Origin of the sequence: Bacteroides sp. AM10-21B (genome assembly GCF_003472565.1) — a bacterium.
In the GTDB taxonomy this organism is placed as follows: Bacteria; Bacteroidota; Bacteroidia; order Bacteroidales; family Bacteroidaceae; genus Bacteroides; species Bacteroides propionicigenes.
This window is the reverse complement of the sequence record NZ_QRME01000003.1, coordinates 387,324-404,045: the sequence shown is the minus strand read 5'-3', so window position 1 is coordinate 404,045 and position 16,722 is coordinate 387,324. Positions and strand designations below refer to the sequence as shown.

12 protein-coding genes and 4 pseudogenes are annotated in these 16,722 nt (G+C 44.7%); 6 read left to right on the top strand and 10 right to left on the bottom strand.

The annotated features are described in order from the left end of the window. Window positions 1-2: 2 nt before the first annotated feature. The 10 genes and pseudogenes from DW121_RS05840 to mobA form a co-directional block, all read right to left on the bottom strand. Window positions 3-1,148, bottom strand: a complete 1,146-nt coding sequence (locus DW121_RS05840; protein ID WP_118323255.1) for a radical SAM protein — start codon at window positions 1,146-1,148, stop codon at window positions 3-5. Further along, window positions 1,139-2,347, bottom strand: a complete 1,209-nt coding sequence (locus tag DW121_RS05835; protein WP_118323254.1) for a hypothetical protein — start codon at window positions 2,345-2,347, stop codon at window positions 1,139-1,141. The genes DW121_RS05840 and DW121_RS05835 overlap by 10 nt, the downstream gene beginning before the upstream one ends. Next, window positions 2,341-2,544 (bottom strand): helix-turn-helix transcriptional regulator, encoded by a 204-nt coding sequence (locus DW121_RS05830; protein WP_118323253.1) that lies wholly within the window; start codon window positions 2,542-2,544, stop codon window positions 2,341-2,343. Before DW121_RS05830 ends, DW121_RS05835 begins: the two co-directional genes overlap by 7 nt. A gap of 118 nt (window positions 2,545-2,662) precedes the next feature. After that, a pseudogene (locus DW121_RS05825) lies at window positions 2,663-3,166 on the bottom strand (conjugal transfer protein TraG); the annotation flags it as partial. A 115-nt stretch (window positions 3,167-3,281) separates the two neighbouring features. After that, window positions 3,282-5,093 carry a reverse transcriptase/maturase family protein gene (locus tag DW121_RS05820; protein ID WP_187120010.1) on the bottom strand — a complete coding sequence of 604 codons (1,812 nt, stop codon included), beginning with the start codon at window positions 5,091-5,093 and terminating at the stop codon, window positions 3,282-3,284. A gap of 564 nt (window positions 5,094-5,657) precedes the next feature. Beyond that, window positions 5,658-6,485 (bottom strand): annotated as a pseudogene (locus tag DW121_RS05815) (TraM recognition domain-containing protein); the annotation flags it as partial. Between the two features lie 104 nt (window positions 6,486-6,589). Continuing rightward, window positions 6,590-8,254, bottom strand: a complete 1,665-nt coding sequence (ltrA, locus tag DW121_RS05810) for a group II intron reverse transcriptase/maturase (RefSeq protein ID WP_187120011.1) — start codon at window positions 8,252-8,254, stop codon at window positions 6,590-6,592. Between the two features lie 630 nt (window positions 8,255-8,884). Next, window positions 8,885-9,601 (bottom strand): annotated as a pseudogene (locus DW121_RS05800) (YWFCY domain-containing protein); the annotation flags it as partial. Between the two features lie 19 nt (window positions 9,602-9,620). Then, the gene (gene mobB / locus DW121_RS05795) at window positions 9,621-10,892 is read right to left on the bottom strand and encodes a conjugal transfer protein MobB (protein ID WP_118323250.1); all 1,272 of its coding nucleotides are present in this window, start codon (window positions 10,890-10,892) and stop codon (window positions 9,621-9,623) included. Continuing rightward, window positions 10,877-11,299 (bottom strand): conjugal transfer protein MobA, encoded by a 423-nt coding sequence (gene mobA / locus DW121_RS05790; protein WP_118323249.1) that lies wholly within the window; start codon window positions 11,297-11,299, stop codon window positions 10,877-10,879. The genes mobB and mobA overlap by 16 nt, the downstream gene beginning before the upstream one ends. 513 nt (window positions 11,300-11,812) lie before the next feature. Here mobA and DW121_RS05780 point away from each other — a divergent pair. The 6 genes and pseudogenes from DW121_RS05780 to DW121_RS05755 all read left to right on the top strand — a co-directional run. Further along, a complete protein-coding gene (locus DW121_RS05780) occupies window positions 11,813-12,595 on the top strand; it encodes a ParA family protein (protein WP_118323248.1) in 783 nt (260 codons plus the stop codon). 1 nt (window position 12,596) lies between these two features. Next, window positions 12,597-13,025 (top strand): DUF3408 domain-containing protein, encoded by a 429-nt coding sequence (locus DW121_RS05775; RefSeq protein ID WP_118323247.1) that lies wholly within the window; start codon window positions 12,597-12,599, stop codon window positions 13,023-13,025. Between the two features lie 2 nt (window positions 13,026-13,027). Continuing rightward, entirely contained in the window at window positions 13,028-13,690 is a 663-nt protein-coding gene (locus DW121_RS05770; protein WP_118323246.1) for a hypothetical protein, read from the top strand. Window positions 13,691-13,850: 160 nt separating this feature from the next. Beyond that, the gene (locus DW121_RS05765; protein WP_100263229.1) at window positions 13,851-14,147 is read left to right on the top strand and encodes a DUF4134 domain-containing protein; all 297 of its coding nucleotides are present in this window, start codon (window positions 13,851-13,853) and stop codon (window positions 14,145-14,147) included. A 10-nt stretch (window positions 14,148-14,157) separates the two neighbouring features. Next, entirely contained in the window at window positions 14,158-14,493 is a 336-nt protein-coding gene (locus DW121_RS05760) for a DUF4133 domain-containing protein (protein ID WP_118323245.1), read from the top strand. Beyond that, window positions 14,490-16,700, top strand: a pseudogene (locus tag DW121_RS05755) (TraG family conjugative transposon ATPase); the annotation flags it as partial. The gene DW121_RS05760 and the pseudogene DW121_RS05755, both read left to right, overlap by 4 nt. Window positions 16,701-16,722 lie beyond the last annotated feature (22 nt).

Here is a 16,722-nt window from a genome sequence, read left to right as displayed (position 1 = left end):
ATTTAAATTAATCCAAAATAGCGTTCATAATGCGACCTTAAATCAACTTTTTTAAATAGAGACTCTTTCTCTATTATTGTTTTTGCAGACTTAAACATTCCTTCTGTCATTAATTTACCATCAGGCATTACTAAAATTACAGAATTATGTTTTGTGGTAGAACCCGGCAATATTTGTACATGGAAATGAGATTCTGATTTAAATTTTCGTTCAAAATATGTCATTTCTTTTTGAATATTTCTTTCAGCTTCCTCAATTGTCTTGACTTTTCCATATTTCATTAATTTATCAAATGAATCTTTCTTTGCATCATCATTAGGACGGACAATAGTGAAAATTCTCCAACCATTTACATTCAATAATGGTAATTGTATTGATAAATCTTCAATATGTTTTTTATTCATTGTTGAAAGAACGGTATGTACTAATATAGGAATACCCGCCTCTTTATACAACTGAATATTTTTAACAATCGTTTGAACCCCTAATTCATTATCCTTTTTATCTTTTTGAGGACGAATTCTTGAATTAACACTATTCAAAAGAGAATCAAGAGAGATTCTAACAACAACATTGTATTTTTTTAACAAAGGAACAATATCTTGTTGATAAATCAAACCATTGGTATCAAGCATAATTCCCGTTCTATTTCCAATTGTATTAAGCACATCTTTCAATTTGGCTTTTTCCAATAACGGCTCACCTCCAGATAATACAATCGCCAAAGGATTCATATCAAGAAGTTCCTTGGCTATCTTGATTACATCGACTTTTGCGAACTCTTTATCAATTACGTCACCTGCATAACAATATGTACAATTACAATTACATTTATTTGATATTAACCAATTCAATACTATTGGCTGTCCATCAGGCAGTTCATCTATATCCGAAAAATGTTCTTTTGATGGCAACCAATTTTCTACATCAAAAGAAGCACATTTATATTTTTCATTACCGATATTCAAATGATTAATAATTTTCTCTGGTAAATTATTAGTCTTATTATTACAGTATCTTTCAACATCCTCAGAAAAATTATCAGCAACAGCCAAGAATAATCCTGAAAACGGGGAGAAAATAAGAGTCCCAAATTTAGGATGTCTTCTAAGATATATTCCTTTTTTTGTCTTTCTTACTATTTCCATACCTTTAGAATATGTCTTATATGATGTGAATTTATTCTTTTAGCTGCTTTACCTATATTGCCATAATGACTAATATGAGAAGTATTAATTTCTTCTATTTGGTAACCCATATCTGTAAAGATATCACAAATAGAAGCACCTACAGGAATGGGAATGTCACGAGTTATATTATCATTTACAACTATATAACCCATAGCTTTTTCTGTTAACAATGTATCTATTTTTTTATATGCTTCTTGAATATTATAAAAATACTGACAGAAATAAGGATGATAATATACAATTATGTCATTTTTTGATTTCTTAGGCATTTTCTTTGCTTTATCCAGTAACTCCAATAAAAAAGTATTAGCAATAGGAGATTCTATTTCACCATAACTTTTACCACTTACATTATTTGAACCTATCATTCTCTGAAAGTCATACTGATTCTTATTTATAATATTATCAAGAATCCAATTTTCTATCCTAAATAGTTTAGAATAATCCCTATAGTTAGGATATGGAGGTGATGTGACAAAGTAAGAATATTTATTATCAAGACTAACATTCATTATATCTGATAATACATTTGTATGTATAAATTCCGTGTATTGTTTAATTTCTTCCTTTAATAAAACACCCAAAGCCTCCAAATACTTTACAAAATCTAATTTCCAATTAACATAAGAGCATAAACCTCCTTCTTTGAAATGAGTAATATTTGTGCTACTTCTTTGATAATGAGCAAAACGAGATACAAAAGGAAGAAAAATTGCGATAGACAATTCTTTATCATTATTGGCTATATCATATATTGTATTGTATAATTTTGATATAAAGTCTATTGATGCTTTTGTAAAGAAACTATCAGAAATAGAAACACTCTGTTCTATTTTAGGCAGTTCGTTAATCCGATTTAGCAAATTATTGATATATAATTGAATAGTATTAGTGTTGCTCGGATTCTTTAATAATTGCCAATAATAAGCTGGTGGATTTAACTCAATATTCATTGTTTTAAAACCATTTCTCCCCCAAAATCGCATACCTCCTCCATAACCACTCATAGGGTCTAAAATACATTCTCCAACTGATATATATTGAGTTATATCGGCTAATATGACATCAAGTTCTCCTTTTTCTTTAAAAGATGCAAAAGCACGACTTCGGGTCATTAATCCTTTGTAAACATGACTTATATTCTCTATTTCTAGCATTTATCTTCTGCATTAATTAATTCCTGAATATTAACTTGTAGTATTTTGGCAATTTCGAATAAAGTTTCCAATGGGGGTTGAACTCTATTAGAAGAATAAGCATTTACAGTACTAAAACTCTTCCCTAACTGCTTTGCTAACCAAGTTTGAGATATTCCTTTCCTGTCCAAAACCTCTTTTATTTTATTCAATTTCATTGCTAACTCATATTCATTATTACTTAAACGCTACAAATATAGCAAGTTTAATGCTATACTCGAAATTATCAACATATATTTTACGTGCATTATTCCATATATTAAAAAATAACATTTCCTACCCACCATCATATGTGCTATCTTCACCATCTTTAATCAAATGGCATAATTCCGGGTCGTTCTTAATCCGGGTTATCTCGTCCTCGACAATCTGCCGGACTTCCTGACGGATGCGGTCGTAATTGGCTTGTATCTCCTCCTGCATCCGGTCGTTGCCTTCCTTGTCGGTGAAGTCGATAATCTGCGGCAGCTTCACGTAACGGGCGGTTTCCCGCTTCACCTTTTCATTGTCCACCACGATTTCACAGTGGAAAATCTTCTGCTCTATCCGTTCATCGAAGTTGTCCGCTACCGCCCCCACGAACATGCCTTGCGTGAGGTTGGATATTTTGCTGGCAGGTATCAGGCTGTCCATTTGGGTACTTATCGAGGTGGATTTCTCCCGCTGGTTTATCGTCATGCTCTGCCGTTTCTGCAACACCTTTCCGAAGCGTTCGGAAAGGATTTTCGCCGTTTCACCGACTACCTGACCGCTAAACACGTTACCCACAGTATTTTGGATGTAGACTAAGTAACCGACGCCCATTTTCATATTTCTATGACGGGTTTCCGGATACTCGCCCCCAAACCGGACGTACACCTTTCGATGTATCCGGCTTTCCATTGTTTCTGTCAATCTATAATTTACCATTGTGTATCAGTTTATGGCAATTATGACATACTGCTATCGTTTTTCTTCTACGTGCAATCATGAACTTTGCCCATGAGCTTTTCTTTTTCAAGTCTTTGAGCTTACGCACATGATGCATTTCAAGATTTTCGGTAGCCCCACAGTATTCACATACACACGCACTTAACCTGTCTATAAGACTGGTTCGTACAAATGTATATTTCGACTTGGGTAGTTCATCGAAATTTGCAATCTGACATCCGTCCTTCTTGCGCTTGAAACCGTCATGATAGAAAATTCTTGTCCTCTCGTTTCCTTTATTGTCTTTGAAGCGTACACCGATTTCCTTTCCGACACGCAACTTTTCCCTCAGTTTTTTACCTTTTATTCGGTATTTCTGTCCGAAAGTTTTAATCATGCTCTGTTTCATGATAGTATAAAACGAGTTAAGAACGTTACTGTTGTTTGCGATTGAGTAATAGTTGTAGAAACCTCGTATCTCGGAATTATATTTATCCAATATTTCAAGGTCGTCATTGACTGAAAGATAACCTCTCGGAATACCTTTCCACACCTCTTTGCCATTAGCTTTGTTAATCTTGACGGCATCAAGTGCAAGAAGTTTCTTCTGCATAGTTGCAGTAGTCACTTTCAAGACGACTTTGTTCCCGTAAAAACGTTTCAATACTCCGTTTTTATCTCTCTTGGCATCGTTTGTTTTTCGTATGCACACATCGAATCCCAAGAATTTGGCAGACTGATTTCCATGCGTAATGAGTGTCTTTTCATCGGACAGTTCAAGTTTCAGCTTTGATTCAAGATATTCCTTGATGTCAGCCTTTATCCTTTGACTGTCCTCTTTTGAGCCAATCACTCCTATCAGGAAATCATCTGCATAACGGACATATTTCAAGCGTCTGTAATTGCTGTCCATACTGTCCGCAGCGGGTATTTGTACTCGTCTCTTTTCTATTTCCTTAATCTCATTTTGCAGCATGAGGATATTCCCCATGTCTGTCTCCTTTTCAAGTTTCTTGATGACAGTCCTCTTGCGTCCTTCAAGTTTGCGGTGTTCAGGATTCCTGCGCCTTTTCTTCCCGTTGTCAAACTTTTTGATGTATTCCTCCATATACTTGTCAAGTTTGTCCAAGTATATGTTTGCCAGTATGGGGCTTATAATCCCTCCTTGCGGAGTGCCGCTATAATTGCGGTGGAATACCCAGTTCTCCAAATATCCTGCGTTCAGAAACTTTCTCACAAGGCGTATGAAACGGTCGTCTTCTATGCGCTCTTTGAGTATGCCGACCATTACATTGTGGTCAATGTTGTCGAAAAATCCTTTGATGTCTCCTTCGATGAACCATTTTGCCCCGATGAAATTGTCTTGCAGATATTTCAGTGCGGTATGACAGCTTTTATCAGGTCTGAAGCCATGAGACATGTAGCTGAAACTATTCTCATAGATAGCTTCGAGCACCATTTTCATAACTTCCTGCACCAATTTATCTCTGAAAGCAGGTATGCCGAGCGGACGCATCTTCCCGTTCTTTTTGGGAATATACGTTCTTCTTGCAGGCATAGGCTGATAGTTTTCCTTTTTCAGTTCTTCTATCAGTTGCTTGATTTCTTTCAGGCTCGTTCCGTCAATGCTTTTTCCGTCAGAACCTTTAGTCGTATTGCCTTGCTTTTTTGACAATTTCTGATAAGCCCGGTAATACATTTCTTCATTAAACAAAATCCTGTACAACCGCTCGAACTTGTAGTCCGGATGATTGCTGTGTTTCGATAGATTGTTTAATACTCTTTCTGGATGTCTCATAATGTCTCTTCACATTTTCCGTTAATTGTATTAAAAGAACCAACTGCCGCCCTTTGCCATGTACAAGGCTTTCCCTTGCTCGGACTACTACGGCGGCTCCGTTACCATGTCGGATATTCAGAGGTCTGCACCTCATAGCCGTTTTCCTCGGCTTTCCGATTTAGGTAATCCCCATTTAGACATATAATAACATAGCTCGACAGATTGTCGGATATGACTTCCGCCCTTTACGTTTATAACGTTGTGCTGCAACCAGTTCCTGCCATATTTCCCCAAGTAATATGGAAATAGGGATTGTAGTATGACGATTATAGTTACCTTGACGTCATAGTTTAAGGCTCTAACCACTCGGACTATCATTCAATCAGTATGGATTTTATCCTCGTATCTGTCTTTTCACCCACCATTCAGTCGCGGTTTGGTAACTTTACCGACTTATGGCTTTGCTGACGTGCTACACTCCCTGTCCGATTTCTCTTTCAGATAAGTCAGCGGTGATAGGTCATTTCAAAGAACACTTGCCTAATCTCTTGCCATAGAGATAATTATTATATGCCCTTATGGGCGCACTACTTTGCTTTCCTTGTCCCCGTAGTCACGGGTAAGCTGGCTGTAATCCTGAAAGCCCAGCAGAACCGCCACCTTGTTGCTTCGAGCGGTGGCTATCAGGTTATCAAGCCCACGAAAGTATATGGTCGGTAACTCATCTATTATCACCGAACTTTTAAGCTGACCTTTCTTGTTTATCAGCTTCACTATTCTACTGTTATACAATCCCAGTGCCGCCGAATAGATGTTCTGACGGTCGGGATTGTTGCCGACAACCAGTATTTTAGGCTCTGCCGGGTTATTAATGTCTAATGAAAAATCATCGCCCGTCATTACCCAATAGAGTGCCGGACTTATCATCCTTGAAAGCGGGATTTTCGCACTGGCAATCTGCCCCTGCAACTGTTCGTTAGCATCAGATTCCCAAGCATCCACGAACGGGGAAAGGTAATTTTCCAGTTCGGGATAGCTGCGCAAAATCGTGAACACATCGGCGTATTTCTTGTTCAGCAGTTCTATGGCATGGGGGAACGTGCAATATTTACCGCCTTGATAAATACGGAGATACCAAATTATAGCCGCCAAAAGGATAATCGGGCTTTCCACGAAAAAGTCGCCCTGCTTACTTATCCAACTGCGGTTCAAATTGAGCATAATCGTGTAGCTGGCTTCATAGGCATCCGCAATGTCCGACATGAAGCTGGCGTTTATCGGGTTACATCGGTGGCTCTTGCGGGGGTCGTCAAAATTGATAATATAGAATTTCGGCTTCACCTTGTACCCGTCCAAGTGGTTAAGCAGATGATTGTAAGCGATTTCCGAAAGGTCGGGGTCGGGTAGGTCAGCACCCTTGCGGGTGCTTTCCCCCCTAAGAACCGTGCGTGAAAGTTTCCCCTCACACGGCTCAAGCAAACAATATTCCTTTTTAAATAGAAATACGCTCATACTTACTTCTTCTTTTTATGTGTAACACTTTGATAACAGCCATCATGAACTAAGCAAAGGTGTTTTTTCCCATTCTTCTGCTGGCTCATGGTGTGCCATGAGGTTTCTGCTGTTATCGGCTGTCCGCATAACACGCAGTTTCGATTTTGTCTTTCCCACATTGAGATAAGTGACTTCTTACCTTTCAAACTCATTCTCATTTTGGCAGTTCTCCTTTTTTCAAGGTATTGCTTCCATTCAGGGTCAAAAGGATTGACATCACATTTCAGTTGGGGGTATCTTTCAATCTTCGTATTAAACAGAATAGTGATTGGAATAAAATATTCCTCATGCTTTTCGTTCTTCCTTTTGACTGCAAATACCCAGTCACGACCATCAATTCTATGGAAATAGCGGTTCTTAATCCACCCTTTGCATTTGTTACCATGCCTGCGGAGTGCCCACCGCCATAACTTCTTATAGATTTGATAATCTGTCTTACGAAAGACATTTGAGGCTGCACTATATTTGTAATAGTTAGCCCATCCATTAAGTATCGGGTTCAATCGCATAATCAGTTCATGTTGAGCATCGCCACGAAATCGTTTGATTTCATCTTTGACTTTGCTCAACATTCGTTTTGTCCTATCTTTAGAAGGTTGTGTCAGCAGGGTATCTCCAAATTTCCGTACATTGAAACCAAGAAAATCGAAACCATCCGTTATGTGTGTAATTTTAGTTTTCTCTTCGGATAGTGTCAGTCCTCTTTCTGCGAGGAAATCAGCTACCAAAGGTTTTACTCTATGTTCCAATATTTCTTTAGTATCACCTGTTATAATGAAGTCGTCTGCATAACGCACCAATCTAACTTTCGGACAGTACCATCCTGATTTTCCTGATACTCGTTCCCACGGGAAATGAGTTTCCAATAGGTTCTGTAAACCATCAAGCGTCATATTGGCAAGTGTTGGTGATATGATACCTCCTTGCGGTGTACCTTCTTCTGTCGAGAAAAGTTCTCTGTTATATACGTATCCACATTTCAGCCATTTTTGTAAGATGGATTTATCCATAGGGATATTCTTCATCAACCATTCGTGGCTTATGTGGTCGAAACAACCTTTAATATCTCCCTCCAATATCCATCGGGCAGATGTTTTCTTGGACAGAAGCGAATGGCAACGAGCCATAGCGTCTGCTGTGCTGCGGTCTTTCCTGAAACCAAAGGAATAGTTGTCTGCTGTAGTTTCAGACACTGGTTCCAGTGCCATCAGATAAAGTGCTTGCATGGCTCTGTCTTTCATTGTCGGTATTCCCAACGGGCGAAGTTTGCCATTACTTTTCTTGATGTTTACTCTTTTTAACGGTTGAGGTTTGTAGCCTCTTCTTCTTAGTGTCACAATGGCTTTGAACTTCGATTGCGGAGTTGACCAAAGAATTTTATCAACCCCTGAAGTCTTCTTTCCATTATTGGAAGTAACTCGCTTGACTGCCAATGCTTTGGCATAAAACGAGTGGGTAAGTGTCCATTGCAAGGCTTTTACCTTGCCGAACTTACCTGCTTTCTGAGCTTTTACAATACGCACTTGCAGCTTATTGACTGCCTGCTCGCACTTGTTCCAGGCTATGCTTTCCCAAGTCCGACCATTGCGGTCAGAAGACGCACACGATTTTTTGTTTTCGTACATTTGCTTTTCTTCTTTCATAAGTTCTAAAAGTTATCTTGTAAAACGTCACCATACCGGAAGTCTGCTCGTTTTCACGTAGGATAATGTTGTCAAAAACAATTCATGGTTTCGGCTCAATCCCTATCCACCCGATTACGGGATGGCATTCGCTTTCTCCGATTCTCCTTTACCCACATATCCGTCAGATTACCTTGCGGTTCTCCTACCCGTACGGGAGATATATGGGCTTACCGTGTTTTACACCAGTACCGGGAATGGGTTAGGTCTTGCCTCTTCGCCGATGGCTCTATTGTTCACGTGTCCCCAAAATTCACAGGGACAACCAGCCATTTTACCTTTTGGTTCAAGCCTGATAGCATTAGTAGGCTTGTTCGACTTAACGACGTTTATTAGCAATTCACTTGCGTTGACCATACCTTCCGAGCCAAGCTCCCCGACCGCATAATGCTTGCGACCTTTGAACTTCCCTCACAGTTCGTTCTTACCCTTTCGGGAGGGCTACCTTGTCCGAGCAGCTTGATACCCTTGTACAAGCGCACCTGCTCGTAGGCTACTATTGGTGAAACAATAGGTCTGCTCTATCGATGAACGATTGACAGACAGCTACTGGCGTAACTTTCCACGTCACACAAACTTGTAGTCATAACAATAGAGTGCAAAACCTTTCTCGATTTGCACTTTTATGTAACTGTTTACCACGGCATACGACTTGCCGCTGCCCGGCGTACCCAGCACAAGACTGGCACGGAACGGGTTTACAACATTTATCCAGCCATTATTCCACTTCTTGTTATAATAGAACCGGGTCGGCAGGTTTACGGAATACTCGTTCTCGATAAGCCTTGTTTCTTGTTGGAAACTTTCATTTTCCATGTTAAAGACATCTTCCATGAGGTTGTTCTTCAAAAGCCGGGACATCCATGTACCCGCCATGAGCATACAGATATAGCCCACCGACAGCGTGGCGATATAAAACACCGTACCTGCCGTGTGTGGCAGGGGAAGTTCCAGCAGCCACCAGTTCAGGAAGAACAGCACGACACCCACCGCAAGGCTGCAATGTATCTTCGTCCATGTTATCTTTTCCTCTTTCACGCCCTTAGTGCCGATGCACGACAGGGCGAGGAACACCACGGAGAAAAGTTTCGTCCAAAGAATGGACGAGAACAGCCCGGTGGTGCGCTGGAAGTTCCATAGTATCTTGTCTATCACCTCAAAGGTCACTCCCCACTCTTTCAGGGTGGAGTAACAGAACCAGTACACGTTTATTCCCACGAATAGAATACTGATAGCCCGCATAAAGTCCATGACCCTTGCAAGTCCTCTCAAATCATCTTCTTGTTGCATGATTGTAATGTTTTTTGAGTTAGTCGATGCGCCTTGTGCGCTTCTTTTTCTTCTTCTTTCTCTTTTGACTGGTGGTATCTTGTGGCTCGTCACCAGCGGATGAACCGCCGCCCAACAAACCGCCGAAAGCACCCAGCACGGATGCCATACCCGAAACGATGTCGGCTTTCGGCGTGAAGCCCGGCCGTTCCTGATGTGTGGATTGTTCCTGCCGTAGTGTTGCCATTTCAGGCTGGTGCATATTTTCGGTTTCCCCCGAAAAGCGTTCATTGAACACGTTCGCCGAATACTCTTTGCCCAATCGTGAACCGTTCAGCACCACCCGGCTGTCGTGGTCGATGAACGTAACGCCATAGATGCGCCCGTTGTCGTTCTGACGGAATACCACGTCAATGCCCTGTTTCTTTAGCTGCTGTTCCAGTTCTTTGCAGTTGCGGGTATTCCTCACGGCATCGGCTACAATCTTCCGGGTACGTTCTTTCAGTTTCCCATTCTTGATTGCTTCGCCCGATTTCTCCATTCTGCGCTGCACCGCTTCATAGCCCACCGACTTGCCGATGCGGGATGCCTTTACCGGGTTGCCCACCTTTTCGCCTTTGTCGTTCATGGCAGAATAGACTATGCCCTGATAAGGCTTACCGTTTATCTCTCCCTTGACTTCCTCGGCACATATATTATAGGTGGCGAGCAACGCCTTGTACTCCCCGAAGGACTGGAAGCGGTAGCCATAGCAAGCCGCTTTCACGGTGTTACCGATTTGATGCTTCACGTCCCCGGCGGTGTAGTCCACCTTTTTTAGTTCCGGGCGTTCCGTCCTCGCTTTCTTCTCTGCCGGGTGAAGCCCGTATTTCTGTTCCAGTTCACGGGTTATCTGCTTGCTGCGCCGATGCTCGAACTTGTCGTTCAGCGGTCTGCCGTTTTCGTCCACCCGCAAACCTACGATATGGATATGGTGGCGGTCGATGTCGGTATGCTTGTACACCAAATAAGGCTGGTCGCCATAACCCAACTTCTGCATATACTCCCGTGCGATGTCGGAAAACTGGCTGTCCGAAAGTTTATCTTCCGGGTGCGGATTTATGGAAATATGAAGTATCGGCTTCTTGGTGGATAGCTGGACGGGCATCTGCATTTCAAAGCTGCGCATACACTCGCCGATGCTGAAACGCCCGTCCTCGCTTAACAGCATCCGGTTGGAGAAAAGCACTTTTGCTTCCTCGCTGTCCACCTTGTTTTGGTTGTATGCCAGTGCGCCGAACATATTGCCGCCCGTGCTTATTTTGGCAACCATAGTTCCTTGCACTCGTTTGTCAGGTCGATAACCTGACGGTTCAACATCGCCAGTTCGGTAGTCGCTTTCTCCAATTTATAGAGAAAAGCCAGTGCCTTTTTCTCTGAAAAATTGCTATGCAACGCCTTTACAATTTGGTTGTAATTGACCGCCACGGCTCTGAATTGTGCATAAAATTCGGTAAGCCGGGCGCAATACTCGACCGCCGACTTGTCCACTTTCACCACCCGGAACGGCTCGCCGAACAACCGTGCGGCGATGAAACGGGACTTGCTCGTAACGCCCGACTGCTCCCACTGCGAGAGGAAGCGGGCGTTCTCCCGGTCGTTCAGGTAAAGGACATGGCGGTGCTTCGCCGGGTCTGCGAGGGCGGGGCGACCGCTCTTGTTGGTTTTTCTTGTTTCCATACTTCTTTGAATTAAAAAATTACGACTTCGGAGTGATTTTTACCCCCGCAAGGGGCAAGGCGTTTTCAGGCACGGAAAACGGTTTTGTAGCATACAAAACACACCTTGCTATTTTCTGACGAAAATCGAAATCCGTCACGGACGGATTGGGGTTAGCGTGAAACGGTAAGCCCTGCCATTAACCAGCCCTGTTTTACCCCTCTGCCCCCAGCGGTTCGTTACTCCGCTGCAAAGTAACGGTGATTTATAATGCTGTAAAATAGGTGGTTGGTGGACAAATCGGGACAGCGCAGGACAAAACGGGACAAGGTTTTCAGGGGACGTTTTTTCTCCCTTTTTTTGCATCGGATTTCAAGATTGAAAGCAAGATTGAAAGAAATATTCCAATCAGGAAAGAATGATTGAAAGCATGATTGCAGGATTTCAATATTCCAAGAAAGAATGAAAGCTGGAAAACAAGATTGAAATAAAACAGTCTTTCAATATTTCAAGATTGCAATATGGAAAGAAAGAATGAATGAAAGCAATATGGAAAACGAGAAAACACCCCTTTATGTCGCCTTTTCCACCCAAAAGGGCGGGGTCGGCAAAACCACCTTTACCGTACTGGCAGCGAGTTACCTCTATTACCTCAAAGGCTACGATGTGGCGGTGGTCGATTGCGACTACCCCCAACACTCCATTGCCGGGATGCGCAAGCGGGATGCCGAGCAGGTCGGGGCGGATGAAGATTACAAGCGAATGGCGTATGAACAGTTTACCCTGCTGGAGAAGAAAGCCTACCCGGTGCTGTGCAGTTCACCCGAAAAGGCGATAGTCACGGCTGACGAATATGTAGCTGCCGGACACGTGCCGGATATAGTGTTTTTCGACCTGCCCGGCACGGTGAACAGCAAGGGCGTGATAAACTCCCTTGCAGGCATGGACTACATCTTCACCCCCATTTCAGCCGACAAGGTGGTGCTGGAAAGCAGCCTGTCGTTCGCAATGGCTATCCAAAAGCTATTGGTAAAGAATGAAGCCTGCCGACTTGCCGGGCTGTACCTCTTTTGGAACATGGTGGACGGGCGGGAGAAAACAGACCTTTACACCGCCTATGACAAGACCATTAAGGAACTGGAACTACCGCTGATGAAAACCTTTATCCCCGATACCAAACGCTACAAAAAGGAACTGGTAGCGGATAAGAAAGCAGTGTTCCGCTCCACGCTCTTTCCCGCCAGCCGCCCGCTGGTGAGGGGAAGCAACTTGGAAGAACTGATAACGGAAATAGTGTATTACATCAAATTACAGTGATATGGCAAAGCAAAGCGGCGGTATGCCGAAGATAGACGAGGATTTCATGAAAGAACTTATCTCGCAGGGCGTACCCGCCAAGCGGGAGAACCAGCCGGATGATGCACCGCAGCCCGGCGGCGAAACGGAAACCGCCCATGAGGGACGGCAGACTGAAACGGTGCGGGTGGAGAAAACGACAAACCGCAAGCGCAAGGGCGGCACGGGCGACTACCGGGAAACCTACTTTCAGAAAGTGGAACTGGCAGACCGACAGCCCTTGTACGTGAGCCGTACCACGCACGAGAAGCTGATGCGTATCGTGACGGTGATAGGCGGGCGCAAGGTGACGGTAAGCAGCTACGTGGAAAACATCCTGCTGCGCCACTTCGAGCAGTACCAAGACGAGATAAACACCCTGTACGAAAGCCACTTCCAAAAGCCTGTCTGACTATGGTAATCCATTGCATACTTACCGGGCTTTTGGTGTACTATATCGCCCTATGGCTGTGGTATCGCTACACGGACAGACGGACATCACCGGGCAAAACGGACGATGCGCCACTCCCACGAAACGAGTTTTCAAGCTACACGCTGATAGGTGAAAGCCGATACAAGGGTGGACTAATCGAGACAGCGCAGGACAAATCGGGACAGCTCCCGCAAGCGGTTGAAAATGATACTATTTTTGCGCCGCAAGCTGGCGAACAGTCGGAAGAAAACTTTTTGGAAACAACACCCGAAGCGGAAGAAACGCCCGGTTACGAGAATGACGAACCCGACAACGAGGACGAGGAAATAGCCGGGTACATGGACGGTGACGATGATACCGGGCGGGCTACGGGCGTGAGCTTTGACGAACTGGGCAAAGCGGTACGCACGGCAAACGCCGATAACCCCACCGAAGCGGAACAGCGGCAAGCCGCCGGGACTCTGGCAAGCATTGAGGGGACGAACCTCTACGATGCGGTGGTGGAGAACATCAACGGCGGACTGGCAAAGGTGGCGGAATTGCTCAAACGGAACGAAGCCGGATTGGTTGCAACTATTCCAACCGAAGCTGCCCCATCTGCAAGCAAGGAACACGAAGCGTTCGACATGAACGACTTCCTATAATATAATAAAGTATAACAATATGAAGCAACGTGACTACGGTTGATTGGCAACCTGAAAACCAAGCAAACGGGACTATCCCTGACCACTAAAATTTCAAATTATTCACCAGCCGGGAAAGGCGGACTTCCCACCCGCCGCCCGGCATTAAAAACAAATCACAATGAGAAAGAGAATCTTTTTGTCGGCGGCTATCCTTGCCGCTGCGGTAAGTGCCTACGCACAGGGCAACGGGCAGGCGGGCATCACCGAAGCCACGAACCTAATCACAGGGTATTTCGACCCCGGAACAAAATTGGTGTACGCAATCGGGGCGGTCTGCGGCTTGATTGGCGGGGTAAAAGTATATAACAAATTTTCAAGCGGCGACCCCGATACCAGCAAGACCGCCGCCAGTTGGTTCGGGGCGTGTATCTTCCTGATTGTCGCCGCCACTATCCTGCGGTCGTTCTTCCTATAAACCAGCGGCTATGTCTGAATATCCGGTAAACAGGGGTATCGGAAAGCCGGTGGAGTTCAAGGGGTTGAAAAGCCAGTACCTTTTCATCTTTTGCGGCGGCTTGCTCGCCGTCTTCGTGGTGTTCATCGTCCTGTTCATGGCAGGCGTGAACCAATGGCTATGTATCGGTTTCATCGTGTCGGCTTCGCTGCTGCTCGTATGGCAGACGTTCCGGCTCAATGCCCGGTACGGCACGCACGGGCTGATGAAAGCAGCCGCCCGCAAAAGACACCCCCGCTTCATTATCAGCCGAAAGGCGATACCCCGATTATTCACCTACAAAAGAAGAAAGGAAGAAAGACCATGAGGAATACATTAAAAGCTACCACGCTGGAAAGGAAATTTCCACTTTTGGCGGTGGAGAACGGCTGCATAATTTCAAAGGATGCCGACATCACGGTGGCTTTCCGGGTGGAACTGCCCGAACTGTTCACCGTCACCAGTGCCGAGTACGAAGCCATACATTCGGCATGGTACAAGGCAATCAAGGTGCTGCCCGACTACTCCATAGTACACAAGCAGGACTTCTTTATTAAAGAGAACTACCAGCCCGACACCGAAAGGGACGAGCTTAGTTTCCTGTCCCGGAGTTTTGAACGGCACTTCAATGAACGCCCGTTTCTGAACCATTACTGCTACCTGTTCCTGACAAAAACGACAAGGGAAAGAAGCCGCCGACAGAGCGACTTCTCCACCCTCTGCCGGGGCAGGATTGTACCGCAGGAGATAGCGGACAGAGAAACGGCAACAAAGTTCATCGAAGCGGTCGGGCAGTTTGAAAGGATTATGAACGACAGCGGTTTTGTCACCCTTACCCGGCTGGCGGCATCGGAAATCACCGGGCAGGACGGAAAGGCAGGCATCATCGAGAAATATTTCTCGCTATCGCAGACCGACACCACCTGCCTGAAAGACATCGGGCTGTACCCGGAAGAAATGCGTGTCGGGGACGATATACTGTGCCTGCACACGCTTTCGGACGTGGAAGATTTGCCCGGCAAGGTCGGAACGGACACACGGTTTGAAAAGCTGTCCACCGATAGAAGCGATTGCAGGTTAAGTTTTGCCGCCCCGGTGGGCGTGCTGTTGTCGTGTAACCACGTCTATAACCAGTACATCTTCATAGACGACCACGCCGAAAACCTGAAGAACTTCGAGCAGACCGCCCGGAACATGCAATCGCTCTCCCGCTACTCCCGTGCCAACCAAGTGAACAAGGAGTGGATAGACGAGTACCTGAACGAAGCGCATAGCAAGGGGCTTATCTCGGTACGTTGCCACTGCAACGTCATGGCATGGAGCGATGACCGGGAAGAACTCAAACGCATACGCAACGATGTGGGAAGCCAGCTTGCACTAATGGAGTGCAAGCCACGCCACAACACGGTCGATACGCCCACGCTCTTTTGGGCGGGCATACCCGGCAACGAAGCCGACTTCCCGGCAGAGGAAAGTTTCTACACGTTCTTGGGGCAGGCTCTCTGCCTGTTTGTGGAAGAAACGAACTACAAAAGTTCGCTTTCGCCGTTCGGTATCAAAATGGTGGACAGGGTAAGCGGTCGCCCGCTGCACATCGACATATCAGACCTGCCCATGAAGAAAGGCATCACCACCAACCGCAACAAGTTTATACTTGGGCCGAGTGGTAGCGGGAAGTCTTTCTTCACCAACCACATGGTGCGCCAGTATTACGAGCAGGGTGCGCACGTGTTGCTGGTCGATACGGGTAACAGTTACTTGGGGCTGTCCCAGCTTATCCACAACCGCACGCACGGCGAGGACGGGATTTATTTCACCTACACCAACGAGAACCCGATAGCGTTCAACCCGTTCTATGTCGAAGACGGTGTATTTGACATAGAGAAGAAAGAGAGTATCAAGACCCTTATACTCACCCTGTGGAAGCGGGACGATGAAGCCCCCAAGCGGTCGGAAGAAGTGGCGTTGTCCAATGCGGTAAGTGCCTATATCGAGCTGATAGGCAATGACCGTTCGGTAACGCCCTGCTTCAACACGTTCTACGAGTTTGTCCGGGACGATTACCGCCGACAGCTTGAACAGAAGAACGTCAGGGAAAAGGATTTTGACATTGACAATTTCCTGAACGTGCTTGAACCGTACTATCGTGGCGGTGAGTACGACTACCTGCTGAACTCCGACAAGGAGCTGGATTTGCTGCATAAACACTTCATTGTCTTTGAATTGGATAATATCAAAGACCACAAGATTTTATTCCCGATAACGACTATCATCATTATGGAAGCCTTTATAAACAAGATGCGCAAGTTAAAGGGAATAAGGAAGTTAATACTAATTGAAGAAGCGTGGAAAGCGATTGCATCGGCGAACATGGCGGATTACATAAAATATTTGTACAAAACCGTCAGGAAGTATTTCGGAGAAGCGATTGTGGTAACGCAGGAAGTGGAAGATATTATTTCCTCGCCCATAGTGAAAGAGAGTATCATCAATAACTCGGACTGCAAAATCCTGTTAGACCAGCGAAAATACATTTGTTGTTGGAAGGTGTGAACTT

What these genes read in the sequence shown, in the direction of transcription:
- ltrA (WP_187120011.1), bottom strand. Translation starts at nt 8,254, where the DNA reads ATGTACGAAAACAAAAAATCGTGTGCGTCTTCTGACCGCAATGGTCGG.
- mobA (WP_118323249.1), bottom strand. Translation starts at nt 11,299, where the DNA reads ATGGAAACAAGAAAAACCAACAAGAGCGGTCGCCCCGCCCTCGCAGAC.
- DW121_RS05835 (WP_118323254.1), bottom strand. Translation starts at nt 2,347, where the DNA reads ATGCTAGAAATAGAGAATATAAGTCATGTTTACAAAGGATTAATGACC.
- DW121_RS05765 (WP_100263229.1), top strand. Translation starts at nt 13,851, where the DNA reads ATGAGAAAGAGAATCTTTTTGTCGGCGGCTATCCTTGCCGCTGCGGTA.
- mobB (WP_118323250.1), bottom strand. Translation starts at nt 10,892, where the DNA reads ATGGTTGCCAAAATAAGCACGGGCGGCAATATGTTCGGCGCACTGGCA.
- DW121_RS05820 (WP_187120010.1), bottom strand. Translation starts at nt 5,093, where the DNA reads ATGAGACATCCAGAAAGAGTATTAAACAATCTATCGAAACACAGCAAT.
- DW121_RS05830 (WP_118323253.1), bottom strand. Translation starts at nt 2,544, where the DNA reads ATGAAATTGAATAAAATAAAAGAGGTTTTGGACAGGAAAGGAATATCT.
- DW121_RS05775 (WP_118323247.1), top strand. Translation starts at nt 12,597, where the DNA reads ATGGCAAAGCAAAGCGGCGGTATGCCGAAGATAGACGAGGATTTCATG.
- DW121_RS05780 (WP_118323248.1), top strand. Translation starts at nt 11,813, where the DNA reads ATGAATGAAAGCAATATGGAAAACGAGAAAACACCCCTTTATGTCGCC.
- DW121_RS05770 (WP_118323246.1), top strand. Translation starts at nt 13,028, where the DNA reads ATGGTAATCCATTGCATACTTACCGGGCTTTTGGTGTACTATATCGCC.
- DW121_RS05760 (WP_118323245.1), top strand. Translation starts at nt 14,158, where the DNA reads ATGTCTGAATATCCGGTAAACAGGGGTATCGGAAAGCCGGTGGAGTTC.
- DW121_RS05840 (WP_118323255.1), bottom strand. Translation starts at nt 1,148, where the DNA reads ATGGAAATAGTAAGAAAGACAAAAAAAGGAATATATCTTAGAAGACAT.